This is a genomic window from Vibrio nigripulchritudo ATCC 27043 (assembly GCF_000222685.1).
GTDB lineage: Bacteria > Pseudomonadota > Gammaproteobacteria > Enterobacterales > Vibrionaceae > Vibrio > Vibrio nigripulchritudo.
This window is the reverse complement of record NZ_AFWJ01000002.1, coordinates 21,939-47,636: the sequence shown is the minus strand read 5'-3', so window position 1 is coordinate 47,636 and position 25,698 is coordinate 21,939. Positions and strand designations below refer to the sequence as shown.

Annotated in this window: 28 protein-coding genes; 11 read left to right on the top strand and 17 right to left on the bottom strand. The window is 44.9% G+C overall.

All coding sequences use genetic code 11. From position 1 onward, the window contains the following. Positions 1-52 precede the first annotated feature (52 nt). The 5 genes from RH89_RS01180 to puuE form a co-directional block, all read right to left on the bottom strand. Positions 53-1,282 (bottom strand): urate hydroxylase PuuD, encoded by a 1,230-nt coding sequence (locus tag RH89_RS01180; protein ID WP_004398066.1) that lies wholly within the window; start codon positions 1,280-1,282, stop codon positions 53-55. Positions 1,283-1,353: 71 nt separating this feature from the next. Continuing rightward, on the bottom strand, positions 1,354-1,878 hold the full coding sequence (locus tag RH89_RS01175) for an ureidoglycolate lyase (RefSeq protein ID WP_004398064.1): 525 nt from the start codon (positions 1,876-1,878) through the stop codon (positions 1,354-1,356). Further along, positions 1,875-2,915: an allantoicase gene (alc, locus tag RH89_RS01170; protein ID WP_004398063.1), complete on the bottom strand. Its 1,041-nt coding sequence runs from the start codon at positions 2,913-2,915 to the stop codon at positions 1,875-1,877. The genes RH89_RS01175 and alc overlap by 4 nt, the downstream gene beginning before the upstream one ends. Positions 2,916-2,963: 48 nt before the next feature. Next, positions 2,964-3,479: a 2-oxo-4-hydroxy-4-carboxy-5-ureidoimidazoline decarboxylase gene (uraD, locus tag RH89_RS01165; RefSeq protein ID WP_004398061.1), complete on the bottom strand. Its 516-nt coding sequence runs from the start codon at positions 3,477-3,479 to the stop codon at positions 2,964-2,966. Positions 3,480-3,487: 8 nt separating this feature from the next. After that, the gene (puuE, locus tag RH89_RS01160; RefSeq protein WP_004398060.1) at positions 3,488-4,414 is read right to left on the bottom strand and encodes an allantoinase PuuE; all 927 of its coding nucleotides are present in this window, start codon (positions 4,412-4,414) and stop codon (positions 3,488-3,490) included. 249 nt (positions 4,415-4,663) lie between these two features. Between puuE and uraH the strand changes: the two genes are divergently transcribed. Further along, complete coding sequence (gene uraH / locus RH89_RS01155; RefSeq protein WP_004398059.1) at positions 4,664-5,017, top strand: hydroxyisourate hydrolase; 354 nt, start codon at positions 4,664-4,666, stop codon at positions 5,015-5,017. Here the strand turns inward: uraH and RH89_RS01150 are convergent. Next, a complete protein-coding gene (locus RH89_RS01150) occupies positions 4,997-5,620 on the bottom strand; it encodes a TetR/AcrR family transcriptional regulator (protein ID WP_004398058.1) in 624 nt (207 codons plus the stop codon). The two genes, uraH and RH89_RS01150, sit on opposite strands and share 21 nt — an antisense overlap. 189 nt (positions 5,621-5,809) lie before the next feature. Here RH89_RS01150 and aceB point away from each other — a divergent pair, with 189 nt between their 5' ends. After that, positions 5,810-7,408 (top strand): malate synthase A, encoded by a 1,599-nt coding sequence (aceB, locus tag RH89_RS01145; RefSeq protein ID WP_004398057.1) that lies wholly within the window; start codon positions 5,810-5,812, stop codon positions 7,406-7,408. Between the two features lie 104 nt (positions 7,409-7,512). After that, on the top strand, positions 7,513-8,247 hold the full coding sequence (locus RH89_RS01140) for a GntR family transcriptional regulator (protein ID WP_004398056.1): 735 nt from the start codon (positions 7,513-7,515) through the stop codon (positions 8,245-8,247). Here RH89_RS01140 and RH89_RS01135 read toward each other — a convergent pair whose 3' ends face one another. Together RH89_RS01135 and RH89_RS01130 are read right to left on the bottom strand one after the other, a co-directional pair. Further along, positions 8,248-9,132, bottom strand: coding sequence for an ecotin (locus RH89_RS01135; RefSeq protein WP_004398055.1), 885 nt, complete (start codon positions 9,130-9,132; stop codon positions 8,248-8,250). It lies immediately after the preceding gene. Positions 9,133-9,486: 354 nt separating this feature from the next. Further along, entirely contained in the window at positions 9,487-9,834 is a 348-nt protein-coding gene (locus tag RH89_RS01130; protein WP_004398054.1) for a hypothetical protein, read from the bottom strand. Positions 9,835-10,068: 234 nt separating this feature from the next. Here RH89_RS01130 and RH89_RS01125 point away from each other — a divergent pair, with 234 nt between their 5' ends. From RH89_RS01125 to RH89_RS01110, 4 genes are all read left to right on the top strand, one after another. Then, on the top strand, positions 10,069-10,551 hold the full coding sequence (locus RH89_RS01125) for a hypothetical protein (protein ID WP_004398053.1): 483 nt from the start codon (positions 10,069-10,071) through the stop codon (positions 10,549-10,551). Between the two features lie 166 nt (positions 10,552-10,717). Beyond that, a complete protein-coding gene (locus RH89_RS01120; RefSeq protein WP_004398052.1) occupies positions 10,718-11,413 on the top strand; it encodes a VC0807 family protein in 696 nt (231 codons plus the stop codon). A gap of 283 nt (positions 11,414-11,696) precedes the next feature. After that, positions 11,697-12,707, top strand: coding sequence for an endonuclease/exonuclease/phosphatase family protein (locus RH89_RS01115; RefSeq protein WP_004398050.1), 1,011 nt, complete (start codon positions 11,697-11,699; stop codon positions 12,705-12,707). Between the two features lie 491 nt (positions 12,708-13,198). Beyond that, positions 13,199-13,690, top strand: coding sequence for a VOC family protein (locus RH89_RS01110; RefSeq protein ID WP_004398048.1), 492 nt, complete (start codon positions 13,199-13,201; stop codon positions 13,688-13,690). Between the two features lie 122 nt (positions 13,691-13,812). Here the strand turns inward: RH89_RS01110 and RH89_RS01105 are convergent, their stop codons facing one another. Together RH89_RS01105 and RH89_RS01100 are read right to left on the bottom strand one after the other, a co-directional pair. Then, on the bottom strand, positions 13,813-14,715 hold the full coding sequence (locus tag RH89_RS01105; RefSeq protein WP_004398046.1) for a LysR family transcriptional regulator: 903 nt from the start codon (positions 14,713-14,715) through the stop codon (positions 13,813-13,815). A 169-nt stretch (positions 14,716-14,884) separates the two neighbouring features. Further along, complete coding sequence (locus tag RH89_RS01100) at positions 14,885-15,208, bottom strand: hypothetical protein (RefSeq protein WP_004398040.1); 324 nt, start codon at positions 15,206-15,208, stop codon at positions 14,885-14,887. Between the two features lie 531 nt (positions 15,209-15,739). Here RH89_RS01100 and RH89_RS01095 point away from each other — a divergent pair. Then, positions 15,740-16,609 (top strand): patatin-like phospholipase family protein, encoded by an 870-nt coding sequence (locus RH89_RS01095; protein ID WP_004398039.1) that lies wholly within the window; start codon positions 15,740-15,742, stop codon positions 16,607-16,609. Positions 16,610-16,708: 99 nt separating this feature from the next. Here RH89_RS01095 and RH89_RS01090 read toward each other — a convergent pair whose 3' ends face one another. Next, entirely contained in the window at positions 16,709-17,599 is an 891-nt protein-coding gene (locus tag RH89_RS01090) for an EamA family transporter (protein WP_004398038.1), read from the bottom strand. 93 nt (positions 17,600-17,692) lie between these two features. Between RH89_RS01090 and RH89_RS01085 the strand changes: the two genes are divergently transcribed. The 3 genes from RH89_RS01085 to RH89_RS01075 all read left to right on the top strand — a co-directional run bounded on the left by RH89_RS01085 (position 17,693) and on the right by RH89_RS01075 (position 20,192). After that, positions 17,693-19,075 (top strand): aminotransferase-like domain-containing protein, encoded by a 1,383-nt coding sequence (locus RH89_RS01085; RefSeq protein WP_080563942.1) that lies wholly within the window; start codon positions 17,693-17,695, stop codon positions 19,073-19,075. A gap of 188 nt (positions 19,076-19,263) precedes the next feature. Continuing rightward, positions 19,264-19,740, top strand: a complete 477-nt coding sequence (locus RH89_RS01080) for a hypothetical protein (RefSeq protein ID WP_004398036.1) — start codon at positions 19,264-19,266, stop codon at positions 19,738-19,740. Further along, positions 19,737-20,192, top strand: coding sequence for an ABA4-like family protein (locus tag RH89_RS01075; protein WP_004398035.1), 456 nt, complete (start codon positions 19,737-19,739; stop codon positions 20,190-20,192). Before RH89_RS01080 ends, RH89_RS01075 begins: the two co-directional genes overlap by 4 nt. A 74-nt stretch (positions 20,193-20,266) precedes the next feature. On the opposite strand, the gene RH89_RS01070 is transcribed toward RH89_RS01075, so the two are convergent. The 6 genes from RH89_RS01070 to RH89_RS01040 all read right to left on the bottom strand — a co-directional run bounded on the left by RH89_RS01070 (position 20,267) and on the right by RH89_RS01040 (position 25,698). Next, positions 20,267-20,776, bottom strand: a complete 510-nt coding sequence (locus tag RH89_RS01070) for a hypothetical protein (protein ID WP_004398028.1) — start codon at positions 20,774-20,776, stop codon at positions 20,267-20,269. 311 nt (positions 20,777-21,087) lie between these two features. Beyond that, positions 21,088-21,456: a hypothetical protein gene (locus RH89_RS01065; RefSeq protein WP_004398026.1), complete on the bottom strand. Its 369-nt coding sequence runs from the start codon at positions 21,454-21,456 to the stop codon at positions 21,088-21,090. Between the two features lie 187 nt (positions 21,457-21,643). After that, the gene (locus tag RH89_RS01060) at positions 21,644-21,919 is read right to left on the bottom strand and encodes a hypothetical protein (protein ID WP_004398024.1); all 276 of its coding nucleotides are present in this window, start codon (positions 21,917-21,919) and stop codon (positions 21,644-21,646) included. A 616-nt stretch (positions 21,920-22,535) separates the two neighbouring features. Next, positions 22,536-23,468, bottom strand: coding sequence for a hypothetical protein (locus RH89_RS01050; protein WP_004398021.1), 933 nt, complete (start codon positions 23,466-23,468; stop codon positions 22,536-22,538). A gap of 210 nt (positions 23,469-23,678) precedes the next feature. Beyond that, complete coding sequence (locus RH89_RS01045) at positions 23,679-24,392, bottom strand: ABC transporter ATP-binding protein (protein WP_399457497.1); 714 nt, start codon at positions 24,390-24,392, stop codon at positions 23,679-23,681. Positions 24,393-24,414: 22 nt separating this feature from the next. After that, on the bottom strand, positions 24,415-25,698 hold the full coding sequence (locus RH89_RS01040) for an ABC transporter permease (protein WP_004398017.1): 1,284 nt from the start codon (positions 25,696-25,698) through the stop codon (positions 24,415-24,417).

The following is a 25,698-nucleotide window of genomic DNA, read 5'->3' as shown; positions in this document are numbered from 1 at the left end:
CCCTGTTATATCAACGATTTCGCCAGAGTTTCTCTCCAGGTCCAACCACTGGCTACTGAATCTGTGCGCCTTTCGCTGCCCAATCCCCAATCAACGTGCGCTCTTCTTCCGTCATCTGGGTCAGGTTGCCAATGGGCATCACCTGAGTGGTCACCGTTTGCGCCACAATTCGATCCACATTGTTTTTAATTTCTTCCGCTGTATCCAATACAACTCCTGCTGGTGCCGTCTGAAATGCCACATGAGTTGGATTGGCTGAGTGGCAGACAGTGCAACGCTCTTTGATCACGGAATGCACCTTCGTAAAAACAGATGTCCTGCTCGCTTCGGGTTTTGTCTCGACCTGACTTGTGCTTGCAGTCTCCGTTACCTGAGAGACTACAGGTTTACTCGTCGGTGAAGTGATAAAGGCCAGTGTCATCATCCCAACTGCCGCAGCTGGGAGTGTCCAGGCAAACTTCTGGCTACCGTGACGAGTATTAAAGTAGTGTCGAACTAAAATACTGAATGCTGCCAACCCAGCCAGAATTAGCCAGTTCCAGTTGGAACCATAGGTACTCGGGAAGTGATTGCTGATCATGATGAACAGCACAGGCAAAGTGAGGTAGTTGTTATGACGCGATCGCAGCAGCCCCTTTTTAGGCAGAGTCGGATCAGGTTCCTCACCTTTTTCGATGGCACTGACCAGATTCCTTTGGGCAGGCATAATGATTCTGAACACATTCCCTACCATGATGGTGCCGATGATCGCCCCAACATGAATGTAAGCACCGCGTCCACTGAATACTAAAGTCAGCCCGTAAGCTGTCGCAACCAAGAGTGCAAATATGATGATTCCGAGTAACAGAGGGGTTTTACCAAGGGCAGAATCGCACAACAAATCGTAAACAAACCACCCCACAACCAGCGAGCCAATACCGATGCCTATTGCTTCAGCAGAACTTAAACCCGAACCCGGCGCAATCAGATAGATTTCCGCATTAAGGTAATACACAATCCCGAGCAACAGCATCCCTGTTATCCAGGTGAAGTACGCCTCCCATTTAAACCAATGGAGTTTTTCAGGCATTTCAGGAGGAGCGAGTTTGTATTTTTCCAGATGATAGATACCACCACCATGTATCGCCCACAAATCCCCTGCGAGCCCTGTTTTTGGGTTGATGCGATTTAGGTTATTCTCTAGCCACACAAAATAGAAAGAAGCACCAATCCATGCGATTCCGACTATCATGTGAATCCAGCGAATGACCAAATTCAGCCACTCCGTTACATGTGGATCCATCTATAACTCCTTTTTGCTGTACTTTGCGTACATGAATGACACATTCCCTGTGTTTGAGTGTCCCCAATCAATCAGGCGGGAAACACACCAGATGCGAGCGACAAGCTCCGTATTTCTGAAGCCTGAAAGTAATATTCGTCGCAATTACTTCCTTCCCCACTTCTGTCTACAATCAGAAACTGATCGTTCGAACTCAGGGCAAGCACAGGGTGATGCCATATACCTTTATGATAGTTCACCCCCTGCTTTCCGTTACTCAGGAAAGCCCGTAACGTGTTTGCATCCGGTTTATCAGAACCAGCGGCGACCACGATCAAAAAAGGATTTCCAAACAAAGGCATAAAAGCCTGAGAACCGAGCGGATGGCGCTCAAGCATCTCAATGTCTAACGGATAACTCAGCGGCGTTGCCTCAAAAATACTGATGATGGTGTTGCCACCGTAAGCGCTGGTATCGGCTTGCGCCAGATGATGAAATCGCTTGGTAGAACCATTATTGATAAGGAAGAACTCACTGCCTTCGCTTTCAATAACGTCACCAAATGGCGAAAACGCGTCTTTGGTCAGAGGCTCAACAATCAGCGGTTCGGAGCTCATTGGCTGCTTTCCATGAGACTAGATTTGGAAGAACTCACTTTGGGCACCACAGCTTTCGTTCCCACAATTCGCAAGCGGCTGATGCCACCATCAGGGAAGATGTTCAATCGCACATGCGTAACCGGTCCCATCGGATTAATCTGAGATTCGAACTCATGAATTGCGTCTGCCGTAAGTTTTTGCGGAGGTAACAGCTCTCGCCAGAAAAGGCTCTGAGTTTCTATCTGCTCGTCGGTGCCTCCTTTTACAAAGGCGGCTTGTATCGAACAGGTGTCGGGGTAATTTCCCTTAAAGTGCGCCGTATCCACCAACACTTTCTCTACATTGCCTACATGACCCAGAGCAATGATCACCCAATCATTGCCAGGTGTGCGCCGTCGGGCGGTTTCCCAACCGTCACCCATGTTTTCACCACGCCCTGGCCCCAGAAGATTGCTCTTTTTGCCATAGTGTTCGTCGCTGCAACTCAAAGCTCTTCCACCGTAGGATACAGATGCCAGATCAATCGGCTGAAGTGTGTCTATCTGATTCCAGTCGACAGCAGGTAAACCATAAACTCTTAACCGAGCGATGCCACCATCGGGATAAATGTTGAGTTTCACGTGGGTGTAATTACTGCCAGATGCGATTTCAAACAGGTGTTGCTTATTCCCCGACAAGCTGACCGAAGGCAAAATCTCAGTCCAATAGGTATGTTCGTCAGGATCAGAATTTGGGCAATAACACGCCTCTATCGATGCGGATGGAGGGAAGTTTCCGGTAAAGAAACGCGTATCGATATCCACGGCTGAAATTTCTCCGGCCATTGCTAAACGGACTACGCAGTAATCGTGCCCTTCTTCGCGCTTGCGGCGGCTTTCCCAGCCGTCCATCCACTTACCGTTGTTGTCGTAAACGCCTTCTTTCCAAACCGGATCTTCTCGGCGAATCAGCCGGCTTTTATCCGCGAAAAAATCGTCGGTGGCAAAAATGGCTTCGGCACCTAATTTCTGATCGGCCAGATTCACTAAATGATCGATGTTTAAAGACATATCCATGTTCGTCCCATATCACTTTGGCACTTCACTGTGCCTTCAGGTAGCACCCTATAAGTCTTGTAATCTGAAGAGCGCTATCTTATTAATTTCTTCTATCGCCTGAGTGAACTCAGCGACTGCGGTGTTCTCCAACCTTTGTTCAAATGACTCTAAAATTTTGTGCCGATTCGACCCCTTTACCGCCATGATAAAAGGGAACTGAAACTTAGCTTTGTAGCGTTCGTTAAAATCGGTAAATCGCTGAAACTCTTCAGGTGTGCACTGGTCAATCCCCGCCCCCGCCTGTTCAGAGGTCGACGCCTGAGTCAGCTCGCCGTTCATCGCTGCCTTTCCAGCCAGGTCAGGATGCGCAAGAATCAACTTAAGTTGAGCGCTTTTGTCTGCCTCTTTCAGGGCAGTTGCCATCTTTTGGTGCAGGTGCTCGATATTGTCATCCTGCTCAGAAATGCCTTTTTCAAACGCCTTTTCCGCCACCCAAGGGCTGTGTTCGTATATGTCGGCAAACGTTTGAACAAACTCGCCTTTCGAAAGAGAAGACGGTTTACACGCTTTAAAAAGTGCCATGGTTGTTCCTATTTTTTGTCCGACGTTTCAAATGGGTGGTGTTGGTGCCAATGCTTCGCAATGTCTACTCGTCGACATACCCATACGTCGGAATGTTGCTGCACGTAATCTAAGAAACGCTTTAATGACGCAATTCTTCCCGGCTTGCCAATCAACCGGCAGTGAAGCCCGACAGACATCATTTTTGGTGCCCTTTCGCCTTCCTCGTACAGCGTGTCGAACGTGTCTTTCAAATACTGGAAGAACTGCTCCCCACTGTTAAAACCCTGCACAGTGGCAAAGCGCATATCGTTAACATCAAGGGTGTACGGAATCACCAGTTGGGGTGTTTTCCCTTCCATATGCCAGTAGGGTAAATCGTCATCGTAAGCGTCTGAGTCATACAAAAAGCCGCCCTCTTCTGCCACCAGCTTACGTGTATTGGGGCTGGTTCTGCCGGTGTACCAGCCCAGCGGGCGATCACCCGTTAGCGCCTTAATTACCGATATGGCTTTAAGCATGTCTGCCTTTTCCAGATCGGGGTCGATACCCTGATAATCGACCCAACGGTAGCCATGGCTGCATATTTCATGCCCGGCATCGACGAATACTTTGGCAAGTTCGGGGTAGCGTTCCAGTGCCATCGCGACAGCAAAAACCGTCAGTGGCATGTTGTATTTTTCAAATAGCGCTAAGACCCGCCAAACCCCAGCACGGCTTCCATATTCATAAATGGATTCCATGCTGATATGGCGTTGCCCTTCGATTGGCTGTGCTGCTGGAATTTCCGACAAAAATGCCTCTGATTCTGCATCACCGTGCAAAATGCAACGCTCTCCACCCTCTTCGTAATTCAATACAAAAGACAAAGCGAGCCTTGCCCCACCCGGCCATTTCGGGTCCGGTGGGTTTTGGCCATAGCCAATCAGATCTCTCGGGTATTCGTTGCTTTTCACTGATCGTTCGCCTCCCACCGCGTGTTATATATAATTGTATACAATTCATTGATAGAAATGTAAAGAGTGCAATTCTTAACCACCTCATTTGAGAATAGCAGCTATATTTGAAGAGGTTAGGCGGAAAATTGCGTGTTATTCGGCTTTACAACGCTGCGTGAGTTCACGAAATGACAAACTATTCGCTGACGAATTGCATCGATTCACTTTAAATAAAACAAAATTGTGTACAAAAAAGGATTTTTGGAGATGGGAAAACTCACGACACACGTACTGGACACCACCCATGGAGTGCCCGCTGCCGCCATATCCATCGAGCTGTACCGCATTTCAGGTAATGAGCAGATGCTGCTCAAAACAGTGAAAACGAATAACGATGGCAGAACGGATGAGCCAATGCTGTCGGGAGAAGAGTTTAAAGCAGGAAAATACGAACTAGTGTTCCAGGTTGCTCATTACTATAAAGAAAATGGCATCGAACCAGATGGTGTTCCCTTTCTGGATGATGTGGTTATTCGCTTTGGGCTCAGTTACGAAGACAGCCACTACCACGTGCCGTTGCTCGTATCGCCATATGGATATTCAACTTATCGCGGGAGCTGATCGGAGCCCGCAGCCTTTGATCACCATTTGAGCGATAAATGATGCCGCTTGTTCAAAGTCGGCTTCTTCCAATTCGGTTTTATTCATCACTATACAAATCTGCCAGCTAAAATCGGCATACGTTTGAGTGGACGCCCACAGCATAAACATCAAATGATGAGGAGAAACCTCGTCCATCAACCCGCTTTCAACCCAGTCGGAAAACTTTTCAACCATATCACGCGACTGCTGGAGCAACTTTTCTGACACTTCCTTCGGCAGCATTTTTCCACCGCTCATTACCTCATTCGCAAACACTTTGGAAGCGTTCGGATGGTCGCGAGAAATACTGAGTTTGGTGTGGATATACTGCGTTAAAGCCTCGACTGGGTCGGTCAGCTCTTCCAGGGGTTTAGACGCGTCGAGTAAGGGCTTGGTAATGGTATTAAGTACCGCATCATAAAGCTTTTCTTTGTTGCTGAAGTAGTAAAACACGTTGGCTTTAGGCACTTCGGCTGCTTTGGCAATATCAATAATTTTGGTGGCTTCATACCCGTTCTGAGCAAAGCATTCGCTGGCGACGGATATGATGAGGTCGTGATTTTTTTTACGAATTCTGGACATGAAAAAGCTTAGCAAAAAGAAAAGTAACTCATTGAATCTAGACTAACATATGCCACGCCAATATTCAGATGCATAAACGAACCAGAACTAAGAAAGATGAAAATATGTACAAAAACGTTTTGCTTCTCACTTCAAATTCCAATATAAAAAATACAATATTGTATACAATCATAAAAACTGGAGCGGCATATGGAACGGAATCCACAAGCGAAACTCAATGTAGTGGGCGATCTTTCCCAATCGGGGTACACGGACATTTTCTCCCCCTCTGCCAGAGCGTTTTTAGAAAGTCTGGCTTCCGCTTTTGAACCAAGACGCAGACAACTCATTAAAGCCAGAGAACAGAGACAAGCTCGGTATGACGACGGGGAACTGCCCGGCTACAGGCACGACACCAAGAAAATTCGGGATAACAAAGGCTGGCAAGTTGCCGAGATCCCTCTTTCACTGCAAGACAGACGCGTCGAAATCACAGGACCGGTAGATCGGAAAATGGTGATAAACGCGCTGAACTCTGGCGCAAAAGTCTTTATGTGCTGCTTTGAAGACGCAACATCTCCAACCTGGGACAATATGATTCAAGGGCAAATTAACCTGAGAGACGCCAATGACGGCAGCATTGCGTTTGAAGACACGGTAAAAAACAAGCGCTACCAGCTCAATGACAGCCCAGCGCAGCTAATGGCACGGCCTCGCGGAATTCATCTTCCTGAACGGGGTATCGAGCTAAACGGCGAACCAATTGGCGGCTGCCTGATGGACTTTGCGCTCTATTTCTTCCACAACGTTGAATCCCGAAAAGCCAAAGGAGAAGGCGTTTATTACTACATCCCTAAGTTAGAGAGCATGGAAGAAGCGCAGTGGTGGGATGATGTTTTCAGTTATACCGAGCACTACTTTGCAGCAAAGACAGGCACCATTAAGGCAACGGTATTGATTGAAACCCTGCCCGCTGTTTTTCAGATGGAAGAGATTCTCTATGCCATGCGCAACCATATCGTGGCGATGAACTGCGGCCGGTGGGACTACATTTTCAGCTACATAAAAACCCTGAAAAATCATGGTGACCGTATTTTGCCAGACAGACACAGCGTTGGTATGGACAAGCCATTCCTTGAAGCCTACAGCAAGTTGTTAATTCGCACCTGCCACCAGCGAGGCGCACTGGCAATGGGTGGGATGTCGGCGTTTATTCCAGCCAAAGATCCTATCGAAATGCAAACAGTGACCAGCAAAGTCATCGAAGACAAATCTCGCGAAGCCAATAACGGCCACGACGGCACCTGGGTCGCCCACCCCGCTTTGGTGAGCATCGCAATGGACGTATTCAATGAACGCTTAAAAGGCAAGACCAATCAACTTAAGGCTATGCCAGATATCGACCACATCAGCGAAGCAACGTTGTTAGAGCCAAGTGAGGGACCAAGAAATGAAGAAGGCGTGCGCAAGAACATTCGCATCGCGCTTTATTACATGGAAGCGTGGATTCGGGGAGAAGGTTGCGTCCCAATCTATGGATTAATGGAGGACGCCGCCACCGCGGAAATATCCCGCGCCAGCATCTGGCAATGGATACATCACGGCGTCACACTCGACGATGGCACCATCTTTACCAAATCGATATTCAAAGACTGGTTACAGCAGGAAATCAAAACCATTGAAAGCGAGATCGGCAGTGATGCATTTCATCAGCGCCGTTTTCTGGAGACGGCGGACTTGTTCTATCAAATTTCCACCGATAAGCAATTCGTGTCTTTTTTAACGTTGCCAAGCTACCCACTGCTGTAGAGTTCAAAACAATGTCGATTTCTTTTTCTGTCAGATTCGATTTTGCTTATCACTTAGGTATACAATTAAAAATACAACGAGTTGTACCACCCTGATAGGACATCATGGCAAGTTTGAAAGACAACGAATCTAACCCAATCAAAACCAGAGTACCCGGTCAAACTCAGGACGACGTGGTGTACTGTCATATATTCGATGCCATTTTGGAGCAGAGGCTTCCTCCGTCCACCAAGCTGAGTGAAGAAGCATTAGCCGACATTTTTGGTGTAAGCCGCACCATTATTCGCCGCGCACTCCATCGCTTATCCATAGAACAGGTTGTGGACATTCGCCCCAACCGAGGAGCCATGGTCGCCGCCCCTTCCAAAGAAGAAGCCAAGCAGATCTTTAAAGCTCGTGAAGTGTTAGAAATGGCGATTACAGAACTGGCGGCAGAGAACGCCACTGAATCTCAAATAAAGGCATGTAGGGAACTGGTCGCGGAGGAAAACAGCGCCTTCGAAAATGGGGATTATGGTCGCGGGTTGCGCTTGTCGGGTGAATTTCACATCAAGCTTGCAGAAATGGCAGACAACTCCCCAATGCTGGCATTCCAGCGCAGTCTGGTGTCACAAACCTCACTGTTGATCGCTCAGTTTGAAAGCAACAACAATTCAAACTGTTCTCAAGACGAACACGCTTGCCTGCTCGACGCTATCGAGAAAAAGAACCAAAAAGAGGCGCTCAAACTTATGGAAGAGCACCTTCATCATATTCGTTCAAAACTCAATCTTGATGGGCAAGCTAAGTCGAACGATTTGCATGTTGTATTTTCAGATGTAATTAAAAAGAAAAATTAATTACCGCACAATATTTTTTACGGAGTATTTCACTTCGAGATCTTCAGGTGCGTAAATAACCAAAGGTTCAGAGCTGTCGTAAGAAAATACATTGCTATTTTCTACTCTTAATAACTCCTTATTTTCTGAAATAGAAGTACAGGCTTTAAGAGTTTGAGTAATACCATAACTAGGAAGAACATAATGAGTGCTTTCAATTCCATTAGCTGGTTTTTTAATAATAGTCCCATCTAAAGCTGTTGAATTACAAGTCTCGGTCACCTGTTTATTTATAACGAAGTCTATTAATTTTTCAGACTCATTTTCTAAAGATGGTAATGTAAATTCATGGCGCTTGAGACCCGCATACTCATCAACAACTTCCTGAACTTCTCCCACCTGCACACACACATTTAGAATTGGTTGATTGCTTTGTTCAGAGCTTACGAATGATGCTAGTAGTGAAGTGAATAGATCATCTGAATTATTAGAGTTTTCGGTGCTACCATCACCCAACAATGGTTGATATTTCACAGTACCTCGAATACCTGTTGCTTCTATACTTGCTTGAGATGCTTCACCACCAAAATCAACTAAAAATTTAGGTGTAGTAACGGTAAGTCGATTGCGTTCTTTTTCACCAGATAGCGCGTTAACCAAAAAACTGCGTAAGGCACGACGCTGAGTTCGATCGCGATACTCGGTTCTAAAAGTAGATAGTTGAGCTGAAGTCGGCACGTGATAATTGGTGCCGTGAGCCTGGCAGGCAGCTTGCACTTGTGCCAAGTCAGTTAAATTGGTTTGTAAGTCAATCCATTTATGCTGAACAAATATGTTTTCATTACTTTGGGCAAAGGTAGAAAAAGCACTAATAGAGAGTGCAACCGCTAATATTGTTTTTTTCATTTTATTTCCTAATTACTAGTTATTAAACTTAATTCTTAAGACATCTCAAATAACTGAGTCATCCGAATATGTAAAACGGAAAAAATATAGTATCAACTCAAATCAAATAGCATAGAGAGCAATACTTAAAACTCTTTTAACGGAATTAAATGCATATCATTTATGTGCCATAAGGAGCTTAATGCCATCTTAGAATATCAATTGTATATAAAATCTAGAGCATAACAATATTAACTTATAGCGATACATATCATTTAAATTAAAAAGACAAAACACGCTTAATGATTCAAATTGTACTGCCACGATTCCTTTGACAATGCGGCTCAAGTCGGAACCTTACAACATGTCGAAGCATTAGCTTTCTTGATTACTCACCGCCTTCTTAAGTCGCATGATGCGGCTTTCTTTGTAGCCGAATATCCCGACCATCATCACCGTAACCCCAATGCACATGTTCAGTTGCAGTGGAGAGTAAACATGAAAGTTGGAGATCAAGAAATACAGCATCATCAGTAAAAGCATGATCTGAATAATCCAGCGCGGTTTATCATTAAAATCGAAGGTGTTGGATGCAGAGTCGTACTTCACATGCACTCGACCCACCAAAAAACCCAGGTTGATCAGCAACCCACCATCACCTGTTGAAGGTTTGTAATCGATATAGTTCAGCGCTAAATACTTCTCTAGACCTTTCAGATCCATTCTGTTTTTCCTTTCTGTTACTTCTTTGGAGAACCGACAGAACGGATAATAACAGAATCACATTCATCCGCAGACTGGCGAAGCGAAAATGCGCTGGTTTTGTTGTTACCAAGTATGATTCAAAGCCTTTAAGTAAGAACTGCATCGGATTGTTCGCTAGTGGAATTCAATAACTTTAGAATAACTCACTGACAGAACTTATAATTTGCACCTTTCACCATCCGAGGTTTCTTGATGACATCGCCTTCCAAATGGCTGGCAAGCTTAATTTTTGGGGTTTGGTTGTCACCCACTCTTTTCATTGCTCAGGGTTTTCTGGGAGGGTTCGGCTGGCAGTTTTCAGCGTTCGCTTTACCCTTTCTGCTTGTCAGCCAGTGTTATCTTTTTTACTCCTGCATACTGAATCGAAAAGCGTTTACCAACTGTTTGATATCCATTCTTTTGGCATTCGTAGCATGGCTGATTGTTGCATTATTTATAGCGGTAGTTTCGAGCGTGAATTTGATGGTGGGGATGGAACGACTAGGTCTGATTTCTTTAACCACCTTGGTTGGCTGTTTGGTAGCCTTCGTTTTTTCTCTCTTCTACCAAACTCCACTGGAAAAGCGCCTAAGTGGCTATAACAGATATTTTGTATTTCTGAGCTTTATTTTACCTATGATCGGGATGACAGTTATTGCAGCGTTGTGGTTACTGTCAGAAACCAAGTTTATATAGCAACTGCGTTTTTTGGACAAAAGCTCACCAATGACTTTGTTAAATTGACGACCAACTTCATAAGTCGTTACAGAACTCGCGATTTAACCCTTTACATCTGACGCCAAGCGTAGAACACTGCCCTTCGAAGTTTTAGTACCCGACACAGTAGAGTCAGTAAGAGATTATGAGTAACACGGCACCGAAAAAGTCGAACCCCCTATTCGAGATCCTCTTTAATGTAATCATCCCTTCTTTCATTTTGATGAAATTCAGCGGGGAAGAACATCTGGGAACAGCCATGGCGCTAGTCGTCGCCCTAATGTTCCCTATCGGATACGGCGGCATGGATCTTATCCGCAACAAGAAATTCAACTTCATATCCGCATTGGGTTTCATCAGTATTTTATTGACGGGCGGAATCGGCTTGTTAGAACTGGATACACGTTGGCTCGCATTCAAAGAAGCTCTGATTCCAGGTCTTATCGGTTTGGCAGTTTTGGGCTCTACCTTTACGCGCTACCCGTTTATGCAGAAGATGATTTTAAACGACACCGTGTTTAACCTCACATTGATCCACGAACGTCTAAAAGAGAACGGTAAAACTGAAGCGTTCGAACGTTGCTTAACGTCTTCCAACTATCTATTCGCCAGCACCTTCGCATTTTCTTCAGCGATGAACTACTTCCTCGCCACATGGATTGTGACCAGCCCAGCAGGCACACCTGAATTTAACGAAGAACTAGGCAAGCTAACGCTTTACAGCTACCCGGCGATAGCGATTCCAAGCATGCTGATGATGTTTGGTATCTTCTACTACGTTTGGCGTCAGATCCGCGCAATGACCAATCTAGAAACCGAGCAGATTTTTCACGCTAAGTGATGATGGAATTCTAAACCGGTAAATTCGGTTATCTAAATTAGGTAAATTAAAATCGCCCTCAACGTTATTGAGGGCGATTTTTTGTTTGAGTATAGAAAGTTGTAGGAGTGTCCAAAATTGTCGATGTGAGTTAATACACCAGCTTCAATATCCACCAAATACAAAATCTTCATTTTAGATTCCCATCACACAGCAGAAACTTGAAATTTGACTGGTTAAAATATGCTCAACTACATTAATTTATTACTCAACAGTAGTTGGCTACCACAACTAGGAGAAATCAATGAAACTTGCAACCTTTAACCTATATAACTATCTCGAACCGGGAAACTATTGGTATAGCAAGAAAGATAAGAACACCAACACAGAAGAAAAATGGCGAAAAAAACAGCAGTGGATCACTTCTCAGCTTAGTGAGATAGAGGCAGACATTATAGGCTTTCAGGAAGTGTTCAGCAGCGAGTCGCTGAAACAACTCTGCTTGACGCTGGGGTATGAGCACTTCAAGTCTGTTGCCCTTGTTGGTCAAGATAAAGATGATCCGACCCTGTACAATCGACCTTTAGTCGCATTAGCATCTAAACATCCCATTCGTTCGGTGACACCAGTGGGAACGAATTCTGAGCTAGCTCAAGCTTTGGGGATATCAGGCGGGTTTTCTTTTAGCCGGACGCCAGTAAAAGCGGTAATTGAAACAGAAGTGTTTGGGCTAATCTGTGTATATGTCGTCCATCTTAAGAGTAAAAGGGCTCTCTACTCCAGAAGATACACGCACCAAGATTCAATGCAAGATAAGGTACTACTGGAAATGCTGGGGCAGTCACAGGGTAAAGTGGCTTCGTTGCTGCAGCGCGGAACTGAAGCAGCCTGCTTGGCAGCGGATGTTATGCTGGATCAGCGTTTTTCCGGTCTACCAACTGTGGTGCTTGGTGATATTAACTGTGACTTTAGAAGTGTCGAGTACGATGCTTTATGTCCTAAAGGTGGCTTAAAAGTGGAAGGAATGAAAACTGATGCACAGAAAGCACAAGTAACAGACTTCTATGACAAATTTCGCTTGCACAGTGCTTTTGCATCAGCAAAGGTGAACAGTAAAGCGCCAACCCACTACTACAAAGGAAAGGGAAGTACTCTAGACTACATCTTTGTCTCTAATGAATTGGAAGAAAAGGTGGAAGAACATAAAGTATGGAATGCACATATGGTGATCCCTTCTACGGAAGAAGTCATTAAAAATCGTGACTATAAAGAGTCGACTGACCACGCAATCGTCACTATTGAGCTGAAGCCTTAGTTTACGTTCATAGATGAAGGTTTATCAACAATCTAAACCAAGTCGATGATATCTATATCTGGCTTGGTTTTAGTGCTAAGTGCGCCATGCTCAGCTTTAACACACCTATGGACACTTATGAGTTATCGTTTTCTATAAATTAGTCTTTCTCAGATTACCTTGGATATTGCAAACCCTGGTCAGTTGGCAAAATCTACCGTTCCACTACATATGCGCTCCTAGAAAAAGGAATTTCAATCGACGTATCGGCTTGCCATCCCACCAAGCGGTGATTTCAATAGATAGTTTTGATCTGGAGAGTAGACTGATCATTCGACATGCACAAAATACCCCAATGTGAAGACCTATCTTAGCTTCTTATTCTTCAACCACATTCATAATATAATATTATCATTTAAATAAATAATGATAATTTTAACCAATTCATTCATACCCATATACTCCCTTCTATCGAAGCAAAGCTGCAAGATTAACGGTACTAGGAGCAAATTATGAAAATGAATCACGTTGGTATCATGGTTGGTGATATGGACAAAGCGGTTGAGTTTTATACTAAAGCGTTAGGTCTTCGTATTGTAATGAACAACACTAAAGTGATTGAAGAACGTGAATCTGCGATTGGACGTATGTGTATTGCGGTATTCGGTGAAGGTTTTAAAGGCTTTAACATCGCTCACCTAGTAACAACAGATGGTATCGGGGTTGAATTGTTTGAGATGAAAAATCGTCAAGAACGTCATGAAGTAGACTTCTCTCGCCTAGGTATCTTCCACTTCTGCTTGCAGCTACCTAAAGAGCAGTTTGATACAGCAATCAAGCGTGTTGAAGAGTATGGCGGAAAAGTTCGTATGGACATCATGCGTTACCACCCAGAAGACGACCTAAAGCAGGCACAAATGGTTTATCTGGAAGACCCGTTTGGCAACCTGTTCGAGTTCTACTCACACTCTTACGAAGACACTTACGCTTCAGACTATGAATAAGTAAACACGTAAAGCAAAAGGTTGGCTGTTATGCCAACCTTTTTGTGCTCATTCCTAGGTAAGATCTAGCCAGAACCATTATATATAAGGGCATAACGCAAATACCTCCTGAATAGTGGTTCTTAACTCACTTCACCCATATCAAAAGAGTTTTCAATAACTTTAATGACTTGCTCATAACGCTTAGCAAGTGGTGAATTAAGTTTGCTAACCAAATACACAGGCTCTTGCCTCTCTGCGGTAATATTGAATATTTTTAGCTGTTCTTTGGCAGCGAATAAGTCGACACACCACCGAGGAACCACTGTAAAACCAATGCCCTTCGCTATAGGGACTAATATTTGATGCACTTGGTTAATGTAGCTTTGTGTAGAAACCTCATCCAAATCGACCAAACGAAGCAAATCGTTATTGGCTTGATTAACATAAGTTTGGAAATAATGAGCCAGATCTGGGTGACGAACTACGCCTAACTCCATTAATAATTCATTGATAGGCAAGCTTTCGTCTGCGGAAAGCGGTAGCACAAGAGCAAGACACTCCGCACCAATAACACGGCTCGAAAAGTATTTGGGATTGGGCTCTTTTGTTACTAGACCTATATCCAATTTTCCCTGCAGTATCTGCTCAAAGATACGTTGGTTTGGTGTTGCTTCTAACTCAATAGATAAGTCTGGATAACTCGCTTGCAAAGAAAGTAAATCTGAATAGATCAACCAAGCGAAAGTGCCCGAACAGCCAATGGTACAGCGACCTCGGAAAGGTTCGTCGTGTGCCAGATTCTGTAATAAATCAAACTCTTCTTCAAAGTGTTTGACGGCATAATCGTAAACTTTACGCCCATAGATGGTTAACTCGAACTTCTTGTTAAATCTCCTTATTAGGGGGTAACCGCATGCAGCTTCTAGTTTATTGATGTGCTGGCTTACCCCAGGTTGCGTCATGTGGAGCAACTCGGCCGTTTTGGTGAAATGTCCGACATCAATCAGTGTTTTAAAAGTGTTAAGCCAAATAGGATTGAGCATGGTTAGAAACCAATAATTATTAATAAATACGTTTTCAATAAATACTGATTATATCGAAAGCCACCTTTTGTGTCCCTATCGTTCAGAAAGAACGACAGCTCGGGTATACCGCTAGTCTCTATATTAATACTCGTCATATAAAGCCTTAGATTTTCACTCTAAACTCCATTCACTTTCTTTGATAACCGGACTCGCGCTTTTTTTGTATATCGTAACTGATTAGCTTATCTACGTTTTTTAGCTGAACCCCAACCTTGTTAAACGCCTTTTGGATAGCTGTTGAAACATGAAGCTGCCCTTCTCCCATTAAAAAGTTCGCTCTATCTTGAATAGTGTCGAATACGCAGGCGATTTTTAAGCTCTGTGGAAAAGAAGAGAATTTGACCGTATGAGTCACCCAAAGAAAACCGTCGTAGCCTTTTAACGTATCTTCACAAACTTCGGTTAACACATCTCTAATTTGATTTTCGATCTTCTTATCTGATTTACGCATAAAACAAATTTCCTATTTAACATCTTTAAAAAAGTTTTTGGTCAACAATGTCTTAAACATCATTGGCCACTGTGGCTATTTCAAATGTAGATTAGTGATAGTAACACTTGAAAATCTTACCGTGAGATATCGGTAATAGATGAGCAAGTCAAGCAAGAGGATTTGAGATTGGAGCCGACCTACCTCTACCTCATAAAGAGGTAAAAGTATGCTATGAATTTCCTTAAACTCAATTTTACTTTTCAAAACCTGCCATATGTAGTGAATAATATTGCTAAAAAGGAATAACCAAGATCAAACGCTTCCTTTCTGAACATTGATTAACATCCTTTTACCTTAAATCTACGACATGAATTTGCTTACGTTCTAACAAATTAAGCTGCCTGTTTCGGTACAGTCGCAACAACAAACTCAATGAAATTGCACTGAATCAGGAGATGCTGGTCAAGCTTTAGAACCTGTCACTTGAAAAAAACATCGCCAAACCGGATTCTGTAACGCTTTGAACTTTCCGACTAAACCGAGCCTCCCATGTTGAAAACACTCATTCCTGCCTCTTTATCACTGCTGTTGATGGCCTGTTCATCACCAAACGTCTACAACGATCTGAACGTTTCTGAACCCGTTGCAACCGGGGAACACAAACTTGGGGTGGCGTTTGGTGGCGGTGGAGTACGGGGCTTTATGCACTTAGGCGTGTTGAAAGCGTTGGAAGAAGAAGGCATAAAACCAGAAGTGGTCAGTGGTGCGTCTGCGGGCTCGATTGCAGCAACGCTTTATGCCTCTGGTATGCGATTTAGCGAGATGGAAGTTGCCATCGAGAAACTCGAAATATCTGACGTTACGGACATTGTGCTTTCGTCCAAAGGGTTCGTAAATGGTAAACGCTTATCCGACTGGATCAACGCGCATGTCGGCTATAGCGATCTGGCGGACATGCCCATCCCTGTAGCAGTGACTGCCACCAATATGACGACACGTAAGACTGTTGTTATCCGTTCTGGCGACCCTGGGCATGCAGTACAAACCTCTTCCACCGTGCCAGGTACTTTTGTTCCCGTTGAAAACCAAGGTGATATCTTAATTGATGGCAGCGTATTCAGTGTTGTACCGGTTTATACCGCAAAAGATCTCGGTGCTAAAAAGGTCATCGCGGTCGATATTTTTTGCCACAATCAACCCGCACCGGAATTGACTATAAGTAAAGTGTTGCTTGCGACGTTCAGAATGCAGAGCTGTAGGCTGTCGCAACAAGAAATGGCCAGCGCAGACGTGCTCATCACACCAAATTATGAACCGAGCAGTGATGTGTCGTTTAACGACAGGGCGAAGGCGATTGAAGCGGGCTACATTGCCACAAAAGAAGTGATGCCACAGATAAAGGCGTTACTTTCCAACTAACCATTGAGAGGGGGACTTTTCTTGTCCCCTTCCCTTTTTAAGATCTTCTTTTATCGACTAAAACACCACTCTATTCAACCCTGCAACGCGGTTGATTTTTCAATTCGCTAAAGGCTTAGGCGTTAACACACTTTTGCTCGTCGCAGGCTTCACAATGAAGCCAATACCGATGAGGAAGAGTACACAGGCGATCATTTGTGCTGTGCTTAGCATCTCGTCATACATAAAGTAGCCAGAAATCAGCGCGAATACGGGCACCAGTAAGGTTAACGGCGCAGTGGTGCTGAGTGGGTAACGAATCAGCAGATTACTCCATACCCAATAACCGAATAATGTGGTTGGGTAAGCCTGAAATGCCACTGCGATAGTGGTTTTCATGTCCCACACTTCCATGGCATGCACTACAATATTTGGACCGTAAATGCTCACCGCAAGTAACACCAGCGGGATAGGCGCAAATAGCATCCCCCAAACATTAAAAGCGAAGGCCTGAGTGGTTTTCGACGCCTTAACAATCAATCCCATTATCGTCCAGCTCGTCGCGGCAACCATGATTAGGAATACCCCTTCTGCTGTCAGGTTGCCGTTGGTGGCAGAGATCAATACCAACAGTGCTGCCAACGCAATAACAGCTCCAATGACTTTGCGCTTCGAAGCCATTTCTTTCTGGATAAACACGCCCACTGCCATGCTGATTAAAGCGTTGGAGGACAAAAGCACCGAAGACATACCGGACGAAAGACCCGCAGTGATAGACCAAGATGCCATCCCCCATACACCTACGCCAAAGACCACGCCGTAACCAGCCAAATAGCGCCACTCTACGTTTGGTCGGCGAATAAAAAAGATCGCGGGAATCACGGCCAAAGTGAAACGAGCAGCGGTTGCTAACAGTGGGTGAACATCAGTAATACCCATCTTTATCATTGAGAAATTAAATCCCCAAATAGCCATCACTAAGGTTGCTAGTAATAGGTCGTTTTTCTTCATAACTGTCCTCCTTTTTCCTTGAAAAAGAGTATTACTCGGGTACAGTTATCGGTACAGATACAATTTTTTTAACAAAAATCGGTACAGTTCCTTATGAGTATGTACAGAACCTTAGCCAGTCGGTTTATTCGGGAGATTGAGGCTAGAAAACTTGCCGAAGGGAGTCGGATGCCATCGCTCAGGCAGTTCTCAAAGCAACAAGCAGTAAGTATGTCGACAGCCGTAAGCTGTTATCAGGAACTGGAATCGCAAGGCTGGATCCACGCACGCCCTCAAGCGGGGTATTACGTGTCTCCGCAACGAAGCAAACATAACACTCCAGAGTGGGCGAGTTTTGTCAGTAAGGTGTCTTCGGTTAATCAAAACTTCGCGATTCATTCCCAGCACAATGGACCACTTGGCGTATCGAGCACCGCCATTGATGATGTGTCACTTAATGAACTGGAACGCAGCTTTCGACGCGCCAGCAAACGAATCGGCAACCGCTTAAACCAATATCCAGACACCCAAGGTGAGCCTTTATTGCGCAATGCCTTGAGCGATCACTTTTCCAAACTAGGGCTGAACTTTACCCCAAGTGAGCTGGTGATTACCTCTGGTTGTATGCCGGCCATTAAAGCCGCGCTGGAATCCTGTTCACGGGTAGGTGATGCGATTGCAATCAGCTCACCCTGCTTCAGCGGTATTCTGGATTTGCTTGGGCAAATGGGCAGAAAGATTGTTGAGATCCCCTCTCTGGATGACGGAATCGACCTTGCGCAGTTGGAAAACCATTTGAAGAAAGGAGTGGTTAAAGCAGGCGTATTTTGTACCTCACACATGAACCCGCAGGGGATCACCATGTCGGCAGCCCAAAAACAAAAGCTGGCAGAGCTGGCTAATTTTTATCAAGTTCCGATAATCGAAGATGACGTTTACCTTGAACTTTCCTATTCAGAACATACACCATTGCCTGCCAAATACTATGATCAAGGTGGGTATATCCTATGGTGTGGTTCTGTCTCGAAAAGCTTGTCGCCGAGCTACCGCCTAGGTTGGTGTATGCCAGGGCGATACACCGACCAATATTGCCAGAAGCATGCCGCTTCCTGCTTTGGGATCTCGCTTCCTATGCAGCTTGCTATGGCAGATTTTATTGAGTCTGGTCATTACGCCAAGCAGCTAAAACGTCGTCGCAGCAAACTGCTTCAACTCAGACAAACGTACCTAAGCTATTTATCGGATCGCCTGCCAGAAAACGTGAACATCAGCCACCCTCAAGGGGGAATGGTGTTGTGGCTACAAGTCCCTACCCTCAACGTTACCCAGTTCACCTCACTACTCGAAGCCAGCAAAATCGATATCCGATTGGGTCACTTATTCAGTACTCTGTCTCTTTACGACAACTGCTTAAGGATCAACTTTGGTTTTGAACTCACCAAAGAGGTCCAGAAAGAGCTGGACGTATTGATTGATGCGGTGAGGCGGGCTTGTTGAGTCATTCACCAACAGAATTCTTTCACACAAACCCATTTACAACTCATGCCATGTGTTGCTATTCTTTTCGCGGGTTTGCAGGACGCCCAACTCGTGAAAGTTCACTCACCTGTGTAATAAGACAATTTAGTTACTGACTCTTATCTTTGGTCCCTAACGAGACAGACCAACCACTCGATGGAGTTTGTATGCGTAATCAAAAATCCCCTAGTGAATCGAATTCACTGACCTCTTCAAAAACCAATCCCGCTGTTGAGTCCTTGTTGCGTGAGGCTCGAAAATTACACCGTGTTGCTAAATCTGGCAGTGTTTCTGATGCCATGCCCATTATCCGCAGAGTCGAAAAGTCAGGTGTTTGTTTTGGACAGCCTGTTTCCTCTTTGTACAACCAACGCCAGACGTTAAAGCGAAAGCACTTTCTGCGAATGCTGTCAATTGAAGCGGGTTACAACAGCTGGGAATCGTACAAGCCTGTGTTGCTTGCTCAACAAGATGGGGCGGCTTTCACCCCCGACTTTGATGAGAAAGTGCTCTCTACACTGAATCTCTGGTTTTCAACGGAAGAGGAAGCCCAAACCTATGCCAATCAACACGGTGGAGAAGTGTTGAAGTATGGTAATCAGGCTGTGGTCATCCCTAGAAATGCAAACGGAGAAGTTCAATGATGGCTCAATTAGCATTTGAACTGGGCAGCATGATCGCTTTGCTGGGATGGTTGAGTTTGATATTGGGGGCAACACTGTCCTCACAACGCATCAGCGATGGTTTACTGCTGTGTGGTGGTCGAGTGATCCCCTTTTTACTTTCTCTCATCTACCTGTTTCTTCTGGTCAAATATTGGGGAAGTGCCCCCGAGGGTAACTATTCAAGCCTGGTTGGTGTGGGGTTGTTGTTTGAATCGCAGGGGAATCTCGCCGCTGGCTGGCTTCACTTTTTGATTTTTGATCTGTTTATAGGGCGCTGGATGATTGATGATTTGAAGCGTTCAGGTAAAGCTCGATGGCGATTGCTGCCTTGCCTGCCTCTTACCTTTATGTATGGTCCGGTAGGTCTGGTGTTGTATTTCGTTTTTCAGCTTTTTGATAAACCCAATGATTCGGTTTTGTATGCCAGATAGCTTCGTTAAATTGGGTTTTGTTCACCATTAAAACACTAAAAGCCTCAGGCTATACAGCTTGGGGCTTTAGAATCTTAGAATGGCATTGGAACATACAGTTTAAACTTGCTTCCATTCCAATATAAGTAGGTGTCATTAGCAGACGGAGTAGGCACCAGAATCACCTGACGGGTGGATTTATCTATATCCGATACTTCTTCGTTCAGTACGTCGGCATTAACAACTGCCAGTTCAAGGTCGAGCTCAAAACCCAGCGCATCGCAGGCTTGTAAGACGTGTGCGCTGTTTTCAACTGGAATGATGATCGACTCGCTTTTTAAGCTGCCATCTTTGGTGCATTTGTACAATTCATCCCAAGGGCTGTATTGAAGCTGATTCCCTTCAGGTATAGCCACTTTTGATACGTCTGCGTAAATAATGTCTACAGAATTACCGGATACCACTTCACCAGACAAGATCTGCTGAACATGACTCGCTTGGACGGCGTCTGTGGTGATTGTTTTTCCAGAAAGTGCTTTCGCACTAAAAAGACTGGTTGTAAGTGCAAATCCCAGCACTATTGTGATTGCTTTTTTGATTCTCATTGTCCTCCCTAACCAAAACAACGCCTGATAAAACCACACTTGCTTAATGCAATTTGCGAAAAACTGCGATTTAAAATTGCAAATATGCAACAAAACAAATATCAAACGTTTGCCAACCCCTATTTTCAAGGGTTTAAAACTGGCACGCGAATTGTATTGTAGTACTTGACCCTTTTAAGCCGAGGGTCACCTAGCCAACTGACGTTGTTAGTGAATGAATTTGTTCACAATTGTATAGCCAGCCGCACTCTATATTGCGACTGGCTTTTTTTATGTCGAAGCTTTCAAAAAGATGCCAAATCACACCTAACTTAAGCTGGTTCTACTTCTATGTAAGAGACCTTACCGTCTAAGCCGTTATCTGAATAGTAAGAGACTTCTACTGCTGGGTGAGGGCTTGAATTTGTTTCGAACGTAGAAACAACAACCTCACCCTCAAACGCTTCTGTCACCTCAATCCTTGTCCAATCATCATCCTTACTTTTGTCTGGTGAGTCGTAAACCGTTATTGTCACTGGACTCTTGATATTGACTAGCTTGACCGATCTCGCTTCGTCGTTGTCAAAGCCCTGATCTCCGTCTTTGCAATCGATGCTGTAGTGCTTATCTGCTTCTAGTGCATTACCAACCTGATCTTGCGTCGCACCATTACCTTCCCAAAAAGTGATTACTCCACTCATGTTTATATTCTCCTTAGTCGTTTCAAGTTTAAAGAACAGCTTGATTAACACTAGAATACAAAACTAAGCGCATATCTAAAAAAACATGTAAAAGCCAGAGTATGTGATCAAATGACCATTCGGTAGAGGACATCATACATAACACAATCAATTCGTTAAGCTCTGGATCAAAACTGGATATAGCCAATCACCTCTCCACTTTTGGTGGATATTTTTCATAGGTAGAAGGTAGAAGGTAGAAGGTAGAAGGTAGAAGGTAGAAAGCTTCAACGTCCTTTGCTGTTTTTGTCGCGGCACTTTTCTGAATAAGTGCCAAGTATTCCGATTCAGGCCAAACTTGGAATGTAGGGTCTACATTCTGGCAACAGGCATTCTTATCAAACAGAGACTTTGCTAAAAGCACTTCGTCGTCTTTAAACTTTGAATAGACAAGGTTTTCAGACTCCCACTGGTGGTAAAACATAATTTGCTTCTCGCTCTGATAAACGCCTTAAACACTAATGTGGCAGAGTTTTGGGTGAGTTCGCTCCATAGATTGCAAAGACTTTCTTCGAGCTCGTAAAGTATTGAGCCCAAAACGCATAATAAATCCAGGAAAGGAAAATATTGAAGAACGGGCTTGGGTCATAAGCGCCTTTAAGATTGAAGTACGCGTAAGAAATCAGAAAGGTCACCACTCGAAGAGTCATGTCGTAACCTATTAATTTTCGTATCTTGGCAGGAGTCTCCGAAGCCTTATTTCTTAAAATAAGTAGTATTAGCGTAGATATAATGATGGAGGGAGTGGCTTCCATTAGAAGAACCCCATATATAGAGACTTCATAGCTGGATAACGTACTGGTCTTGTCATTCAGACCTAACCAAATCATGAACAGGTAAATCACTGTTCCTAAAATTGCCATTACATTAGAGATAACAAATAAATAGAGAGTGTTAGATTTGTTTTTTGAAGACATAACTTAAATTGTGTAGTAACAACAAAAGAACACACGCTTTGAATACGAACATTCAAAAACCTGTGTTCTAAATATTTTTGGCTAATTGCACCAAGCCAACTCTGGTTCGGTGTTTGTTCCCAATTATGATTTCGGCGCTACTGACTTTGCAATAGCATTAACTTGTTCTTCTACTTTGGACATTTCCTCAGAGTTGCCGACAGAAACCAAACGTATGTAAGTGCCCGTTTTGGTGTAACCGACAAATTGAATCGCCGTTTTACCTTCTGCTTTCGCGACTATCTTGTAGCCTTCACTCTCTGCAAACTTAACTTTGCTTTCGGATGTGATTGTTAGATTTTCAAACCCAACGAGTGACTTAATCAGCGCAGTGGCGTGTTTGGCGGGCTCTGGGAAACGGGTTTTGGACATGGAGCTTCCAATCATCAGCACAGGCTTTTCACCTGATTTATCAATACCTTCAAATGTAGTGAGAGATACGGTGGAATTACCCATCACATCAGCAACATTGAAAGGCTTTTCTGGCTGGAACGTAAAAGATAGCAAAGCCAATTTATCGGACAATGAAGCAGCCTTGCCAATTTCAATACTCTTGATTGAAGCCATCACTTCTTCGTGATTGAACGTTTTGGTATCCATTAGGTTGTAAGTCACCATCACCGTTTTCTGCCCTTTGAAAAGTGCAATGTACTTATCAACACTTACACCAGATACCGCCTGTTCACCAATCACGACAGGCGCTTTGTATCCGTCCATTTCCAGCAAAGTGACGTCATTCACCTTAACCCCTTGCTTGGCAAAGCTCTGCTGCACGGTTTCCAGGTTACCAAAAAGAGCAGATAACTGATCAAACGCTTCTAAAGGCAGTTCCATAACGACTACGCTAGAACTGTTTTTGGCATTCAGATAACCTGCAAAGGTATCTGAAAGTTCAAATCCGTCAGGTTTCGGCATACTCACGGACGTACCTGGAATCTGAACCAGATCCTTTGTCGCCCATGAGAAAAATGGCAACATGACCAGCGATACAAAAAGCAGAATGTTCGTTTTAAGCATTGTCCCTAACCTATCTATAAAACTGAACAGAAGAAACTATCACAACTAACTCACTAGAATAACTCACAAAAATAAGAAAATTATACTTATGCGATCTCGGACTAAAGCTTGATATTAACGCCTGAAACAACTCTGTGATTTTGGGTGGGAAATAACAGAGCAGGATCAAGCAGTTGTCGATGTCATTCAGCGCTCTCTCCTTTTACCCCTTTAAGCAAGCTCTTTACTGCTTTCGGGAGCACGATCTGAAATCACCTGTCCGTCTTTTATTGTAATGATCCTTTCTGTTCTATGAGCCAGTGCCTGATCGTGGGTCACCACCACAATGGTGCGCCCTTGCGAATGCAGTTGTTTAAACAGCTTCTCGATTTCCGCTCCGGAGTTGGAATCCAGAGCCCCCGTCGGTTCATCTGCAAGTAAGATCTGAGGGTCGTTGACCAGTGCCCGTGCAATGGCGACCCGCTGTTTCTGTCCGCCCGAAAGCTGGTTCGGCTTATGATGTAAACGCTCACCTAGTCCGACTTGCTCCAGTAGGTGTGTTGCTTTTTTCTTTCGCTCTTTGGCGCTGATCCCCGAGTACACTAAAGGCAGCGCGACGTTATCTAACGCCGTCGCGTATTCAAGCAAATTAAAGCTCTGAAAGACAAAACCAATTTTCTGGTTGCGAATGGCTGCCAGCGCATTGGGCGATAGGGAAGACACGTCATCTGCGCCCAGCTGATATTCTCCGCTTGTCGGCGTGTCTAAACACCCTAGCACGTTCATCAGAGTGGATTTTCCTGAGCCAGAGGGACCCAGAATAGACAGGTACTCGCCTTTTTCTATGCGAAGATCCACGCCATCCAGCGCTCTGACTTCGGTCTCTTCTCCGCTGGCATAATATTTACAGATACGGTTCAGTGTTACCAAGGGGGAATCAGACATCTTGTTCTCAAAATTCTCGTTATTATTCACTGTGTAATGCCTCCAACGGCGATACGCTGGCAGCGCGGTTAGCTGGTAACCAAGCTGCCAGTACACCAATCACCATCAAAGCGGTCACGACAACGGTCACGACAACAATCGACAGTTCCGGTACGGGTTTGCCCAAGCTTTCGTATAACGCATTGCCTTCCAGATCCAGCACATGAAATAGCGTCACCACACCGAAGGTCAGTAGCAGCCCAAGCACGCCGCCCATCAACATGGTCATGATGGACTGAGTCAGGTAGTGCATTCGGATTGCCAACGGGGTTGCGCCCACCGCCATTCGAACGCCAATGTCACGGGTCGACCCTTTGACCATGGCGTACATGATGTTGGCGATACCTATTCCCGCCACGAGCAGGGTTATCAGCCCCACCAACCCCAGAAAGCTTTGCAAACCGATTAAAAACTGGCGCATGGTCTTCTGGTTCAGATACATGTCGTCCACCTGAACCACTTGCTCATCCAGTAAAGACGCGCCATGCTTGCGAACCAGTACCTGCCGAATCACACTGGCAAGCTGAACCCTGTCTGCTGATTTTTTCGGTTGCACATTGATAGCCTGAACAGGCTCATTGGGGTGAAAGCGCTTCCAGGTGTTCAAGGGAACAAAGGCGGCGTAATTGATCGAATCGCCCCGCTCAACGTTGGCGCTGTTTTTCGCCAGTACCCCGACCACCGTGAAAGTGCGTGTCCCAACCTTAACGGTCTTGCCCACAGGATCGGTGTTGAGTTCCACCGAGGCAAACCAGTTCATTTCCTCATACTCATTAAACAACTCAACCGCCGTCAGGTAACCCAATACAATCACATTGCGCTGTTCGTTTTCATCTCTGGGGTTAAGCCAACGACTACCCGGCAGCACCTCAAGCCCCGCAAGGCTGGCGTACTCCGGCCTTACCGCGAAAGGCTCGGTCCAGCTCATTTGCGTATCCGTTTTCAGTTTGTCCTGCCAATTGCTTGTGGGCAGAGCTCGCTCAACACTGGGCAGTGCCGCAATGACATCCGCATCATCTTCTCCCAGCTTCAATGCCTTCCCCTGAAAGAACTGGCTATTGCTAACGGTGGCTATTCCTCCGGTCACATAAATCAGCTGACCGTTTCCACGCTCTGCTGTGCTGATCACGCCTTGCCGGATACCTTCTCCTACCGACAGCATGACACCAATACAGAGTGTCGCCCACGCCACCGCGAGTATGGTCAGTCCGAGCCGCAACTTTTGAGCCGCCATTTCCTGAAAGATTTGTCTCATCGGTAACTGCAT

Coding starts and splice junctions, on each gene's coding strand:
- RH89_RS01045 (WP_399457497.1), bottom strand. CDS start 24,392: ATGTCTGATTCCCCCTTGGTAACACTGAACCGTATCTGTAAATATTAT.
- RH89_RS01085 (WP_080563942.1), top strand. CDS start 17,693: ATGAGTATGTACAGAACCTTAGCCAGTCGGTTTATTCGGGAGATTGAG.
- RH89_RS01040 (WP_004398017.1), bottom strand. CDS start 25,698: ATGCAGTTACCGATGAGACAAATCTTTCAGGAAATGGCGGCTCAAAAG.
- RH89_RS01140 (WP_004398056.1), top strand. CDS start 7,513: ATGGCAAGTTTGAAAGACAACGAATCTAACCCAATCAAAACCAGAGTA.
- RH89_RS01080 (WP_004398036.1), top strand. CDS start 19,264: ATGCGTAATCAAAAATCCCCTAGTGAATCGAATTCACTGACCTCTTCA.
- RH89_RS01050 (WP_004398021.1), bottom strand. CDS start 23,468: ATGCTTAAAACGAACATTCTGCTTTTTGTATCGCTGGTCATGTTGCCA.
- RH89_RS01135 (WP_004398055.1), bottom strand. CDS start 9,132: ATGAAAAAAACAATATTAGCGGTTGCACTCTCTATTAGTGCTTTTTCT.
- RH89_RS01150 (WP_004398058.1), bottom strand. CDS start 5,620: ATGTCCAGAATTCGTAAAAAAAATCACGACCTCATCATATCCGTCGCC.
- RH89_RS01090 (WP_004398038.1), bottom strand. CDS start 17,599: ATGAAGAAAAACGACCTATTACTAGCAACCTTAGTGATGGCTATTTGG.
- RH89_RS01065 (WP_004398026.1), bottom strand. CDS start 21,456: ATGAGTGGAGTAATCACTTTTTGGGAAGGTAATGGTGCGACGCAAGAT.
- RH89_RS01075 (WP_004398035.1), top strand. CDS start 19,737: ATGATGGCTCAATTAGCATTTGAACTGGGCAGCATGATCGCTTTGCTG.
- RH89_RS01070 (WP_004398028.1), bottom strand. CDS start 20,776: ATGAGAATCAAAAAAGCAATCACAATAGTGCTGGGATTTGCACTTACA.
- RH89_RS01110 (WP_004398048.1), top strand. CDS start 13,199: ATGAAAATGAATCACGTTGGTATCATGGTTGGTGATATGGACAAAGCG.
- RH89_RS01130 (WP_004398054.1), bottom strand. CDS start 9,834: ATGGATCTGAAAGGTCTAGAGAAGTATTTAGCGCTGAACTATATCGAT.
- RH89_RS01120 (WP_004398052.1), top strand. CDS start 10,718: ATGAGTAACACGGCACCGAAAAAGTCGAACCCCCTATTCGAGATCCTC.
- RH89_RS01125 (WP_004398053.1), top strand. CDS start 10,069: ATGACATCGCCTTCCAAATGGCTGGCAAGCTTAATTTTTGGGGTTTGG.
- RH89_RS01100 (WP_004398040.1), bottom strand. CDS start 15,208: ATGCGTAAATCAGATAAGAAGATCGAAAATCAAATTAGAGATGTGTTA.
- RH89_RS01095 (WP_004398039.1), top strand. CDS start 15,740: ATGTTGAAAACACTCATTCCTGCCTCTTTATCACTGCTGTTGATGGCC.
- RH89_RS01175 (WP_004398064.1), bottom strand. CDS start 1,878: ATGAGCTCCGAACCGCTGATTGTTGAGCCTCTGACCAAAGACGCGTTT.
- RH89_RS01115 (WP_004398050.1), top strand. CDS start 11,697: ATGAAACTTGCAACCTTTAACCTATATAACTATCTCGAACCGGGAAAC.
- aceB (WP_004398057.1), top strand. CDS start 5,810: ATGGAACGGAATCCACAAGCGAAACTCAATGTAGTGGGCGATCTTTCC.
- RH89_RS01180 (WP_004398066.1), bottom strand. CDS start 1,282: ATGGATCCACATGTAACGGAGTGGCTGAATTTGGTCATTCGCTGGATT.
- RH89_RS01105 (WP_004398046.1), bottom strand. CDS start 14,715: ATGCTCAATCCTATTTGGCTTAACACTTTTAAAACACTGATTGATGTC.
- alc (WP_004398063.1), bottom strand. CDS start 2,915: ATGGATATGTCTTTAAACATCGATCATTTAGTGAATCTGGCCGATCAG.
- uraH (WP_004398059.1), top strand. CDS start 4,664: ATGGGAAAACTCACGACACACGTACTGGACACCACCCATGGAGTGCCC.
- RH89_RS01060 (WP_004398024.1), bottom strand. CDS start 21,919: ATGTTTTACCACCAGTGGGAGTCTGAAAACCTTGTCTATTCAAAGTTT.
- uraD (WP_004398061.1), bottom strand. CDS start 3,479: ATGGCACTTTTTAAAGCGTGTAAACCGTCTTCTCTTTCGAAAGGCGAG.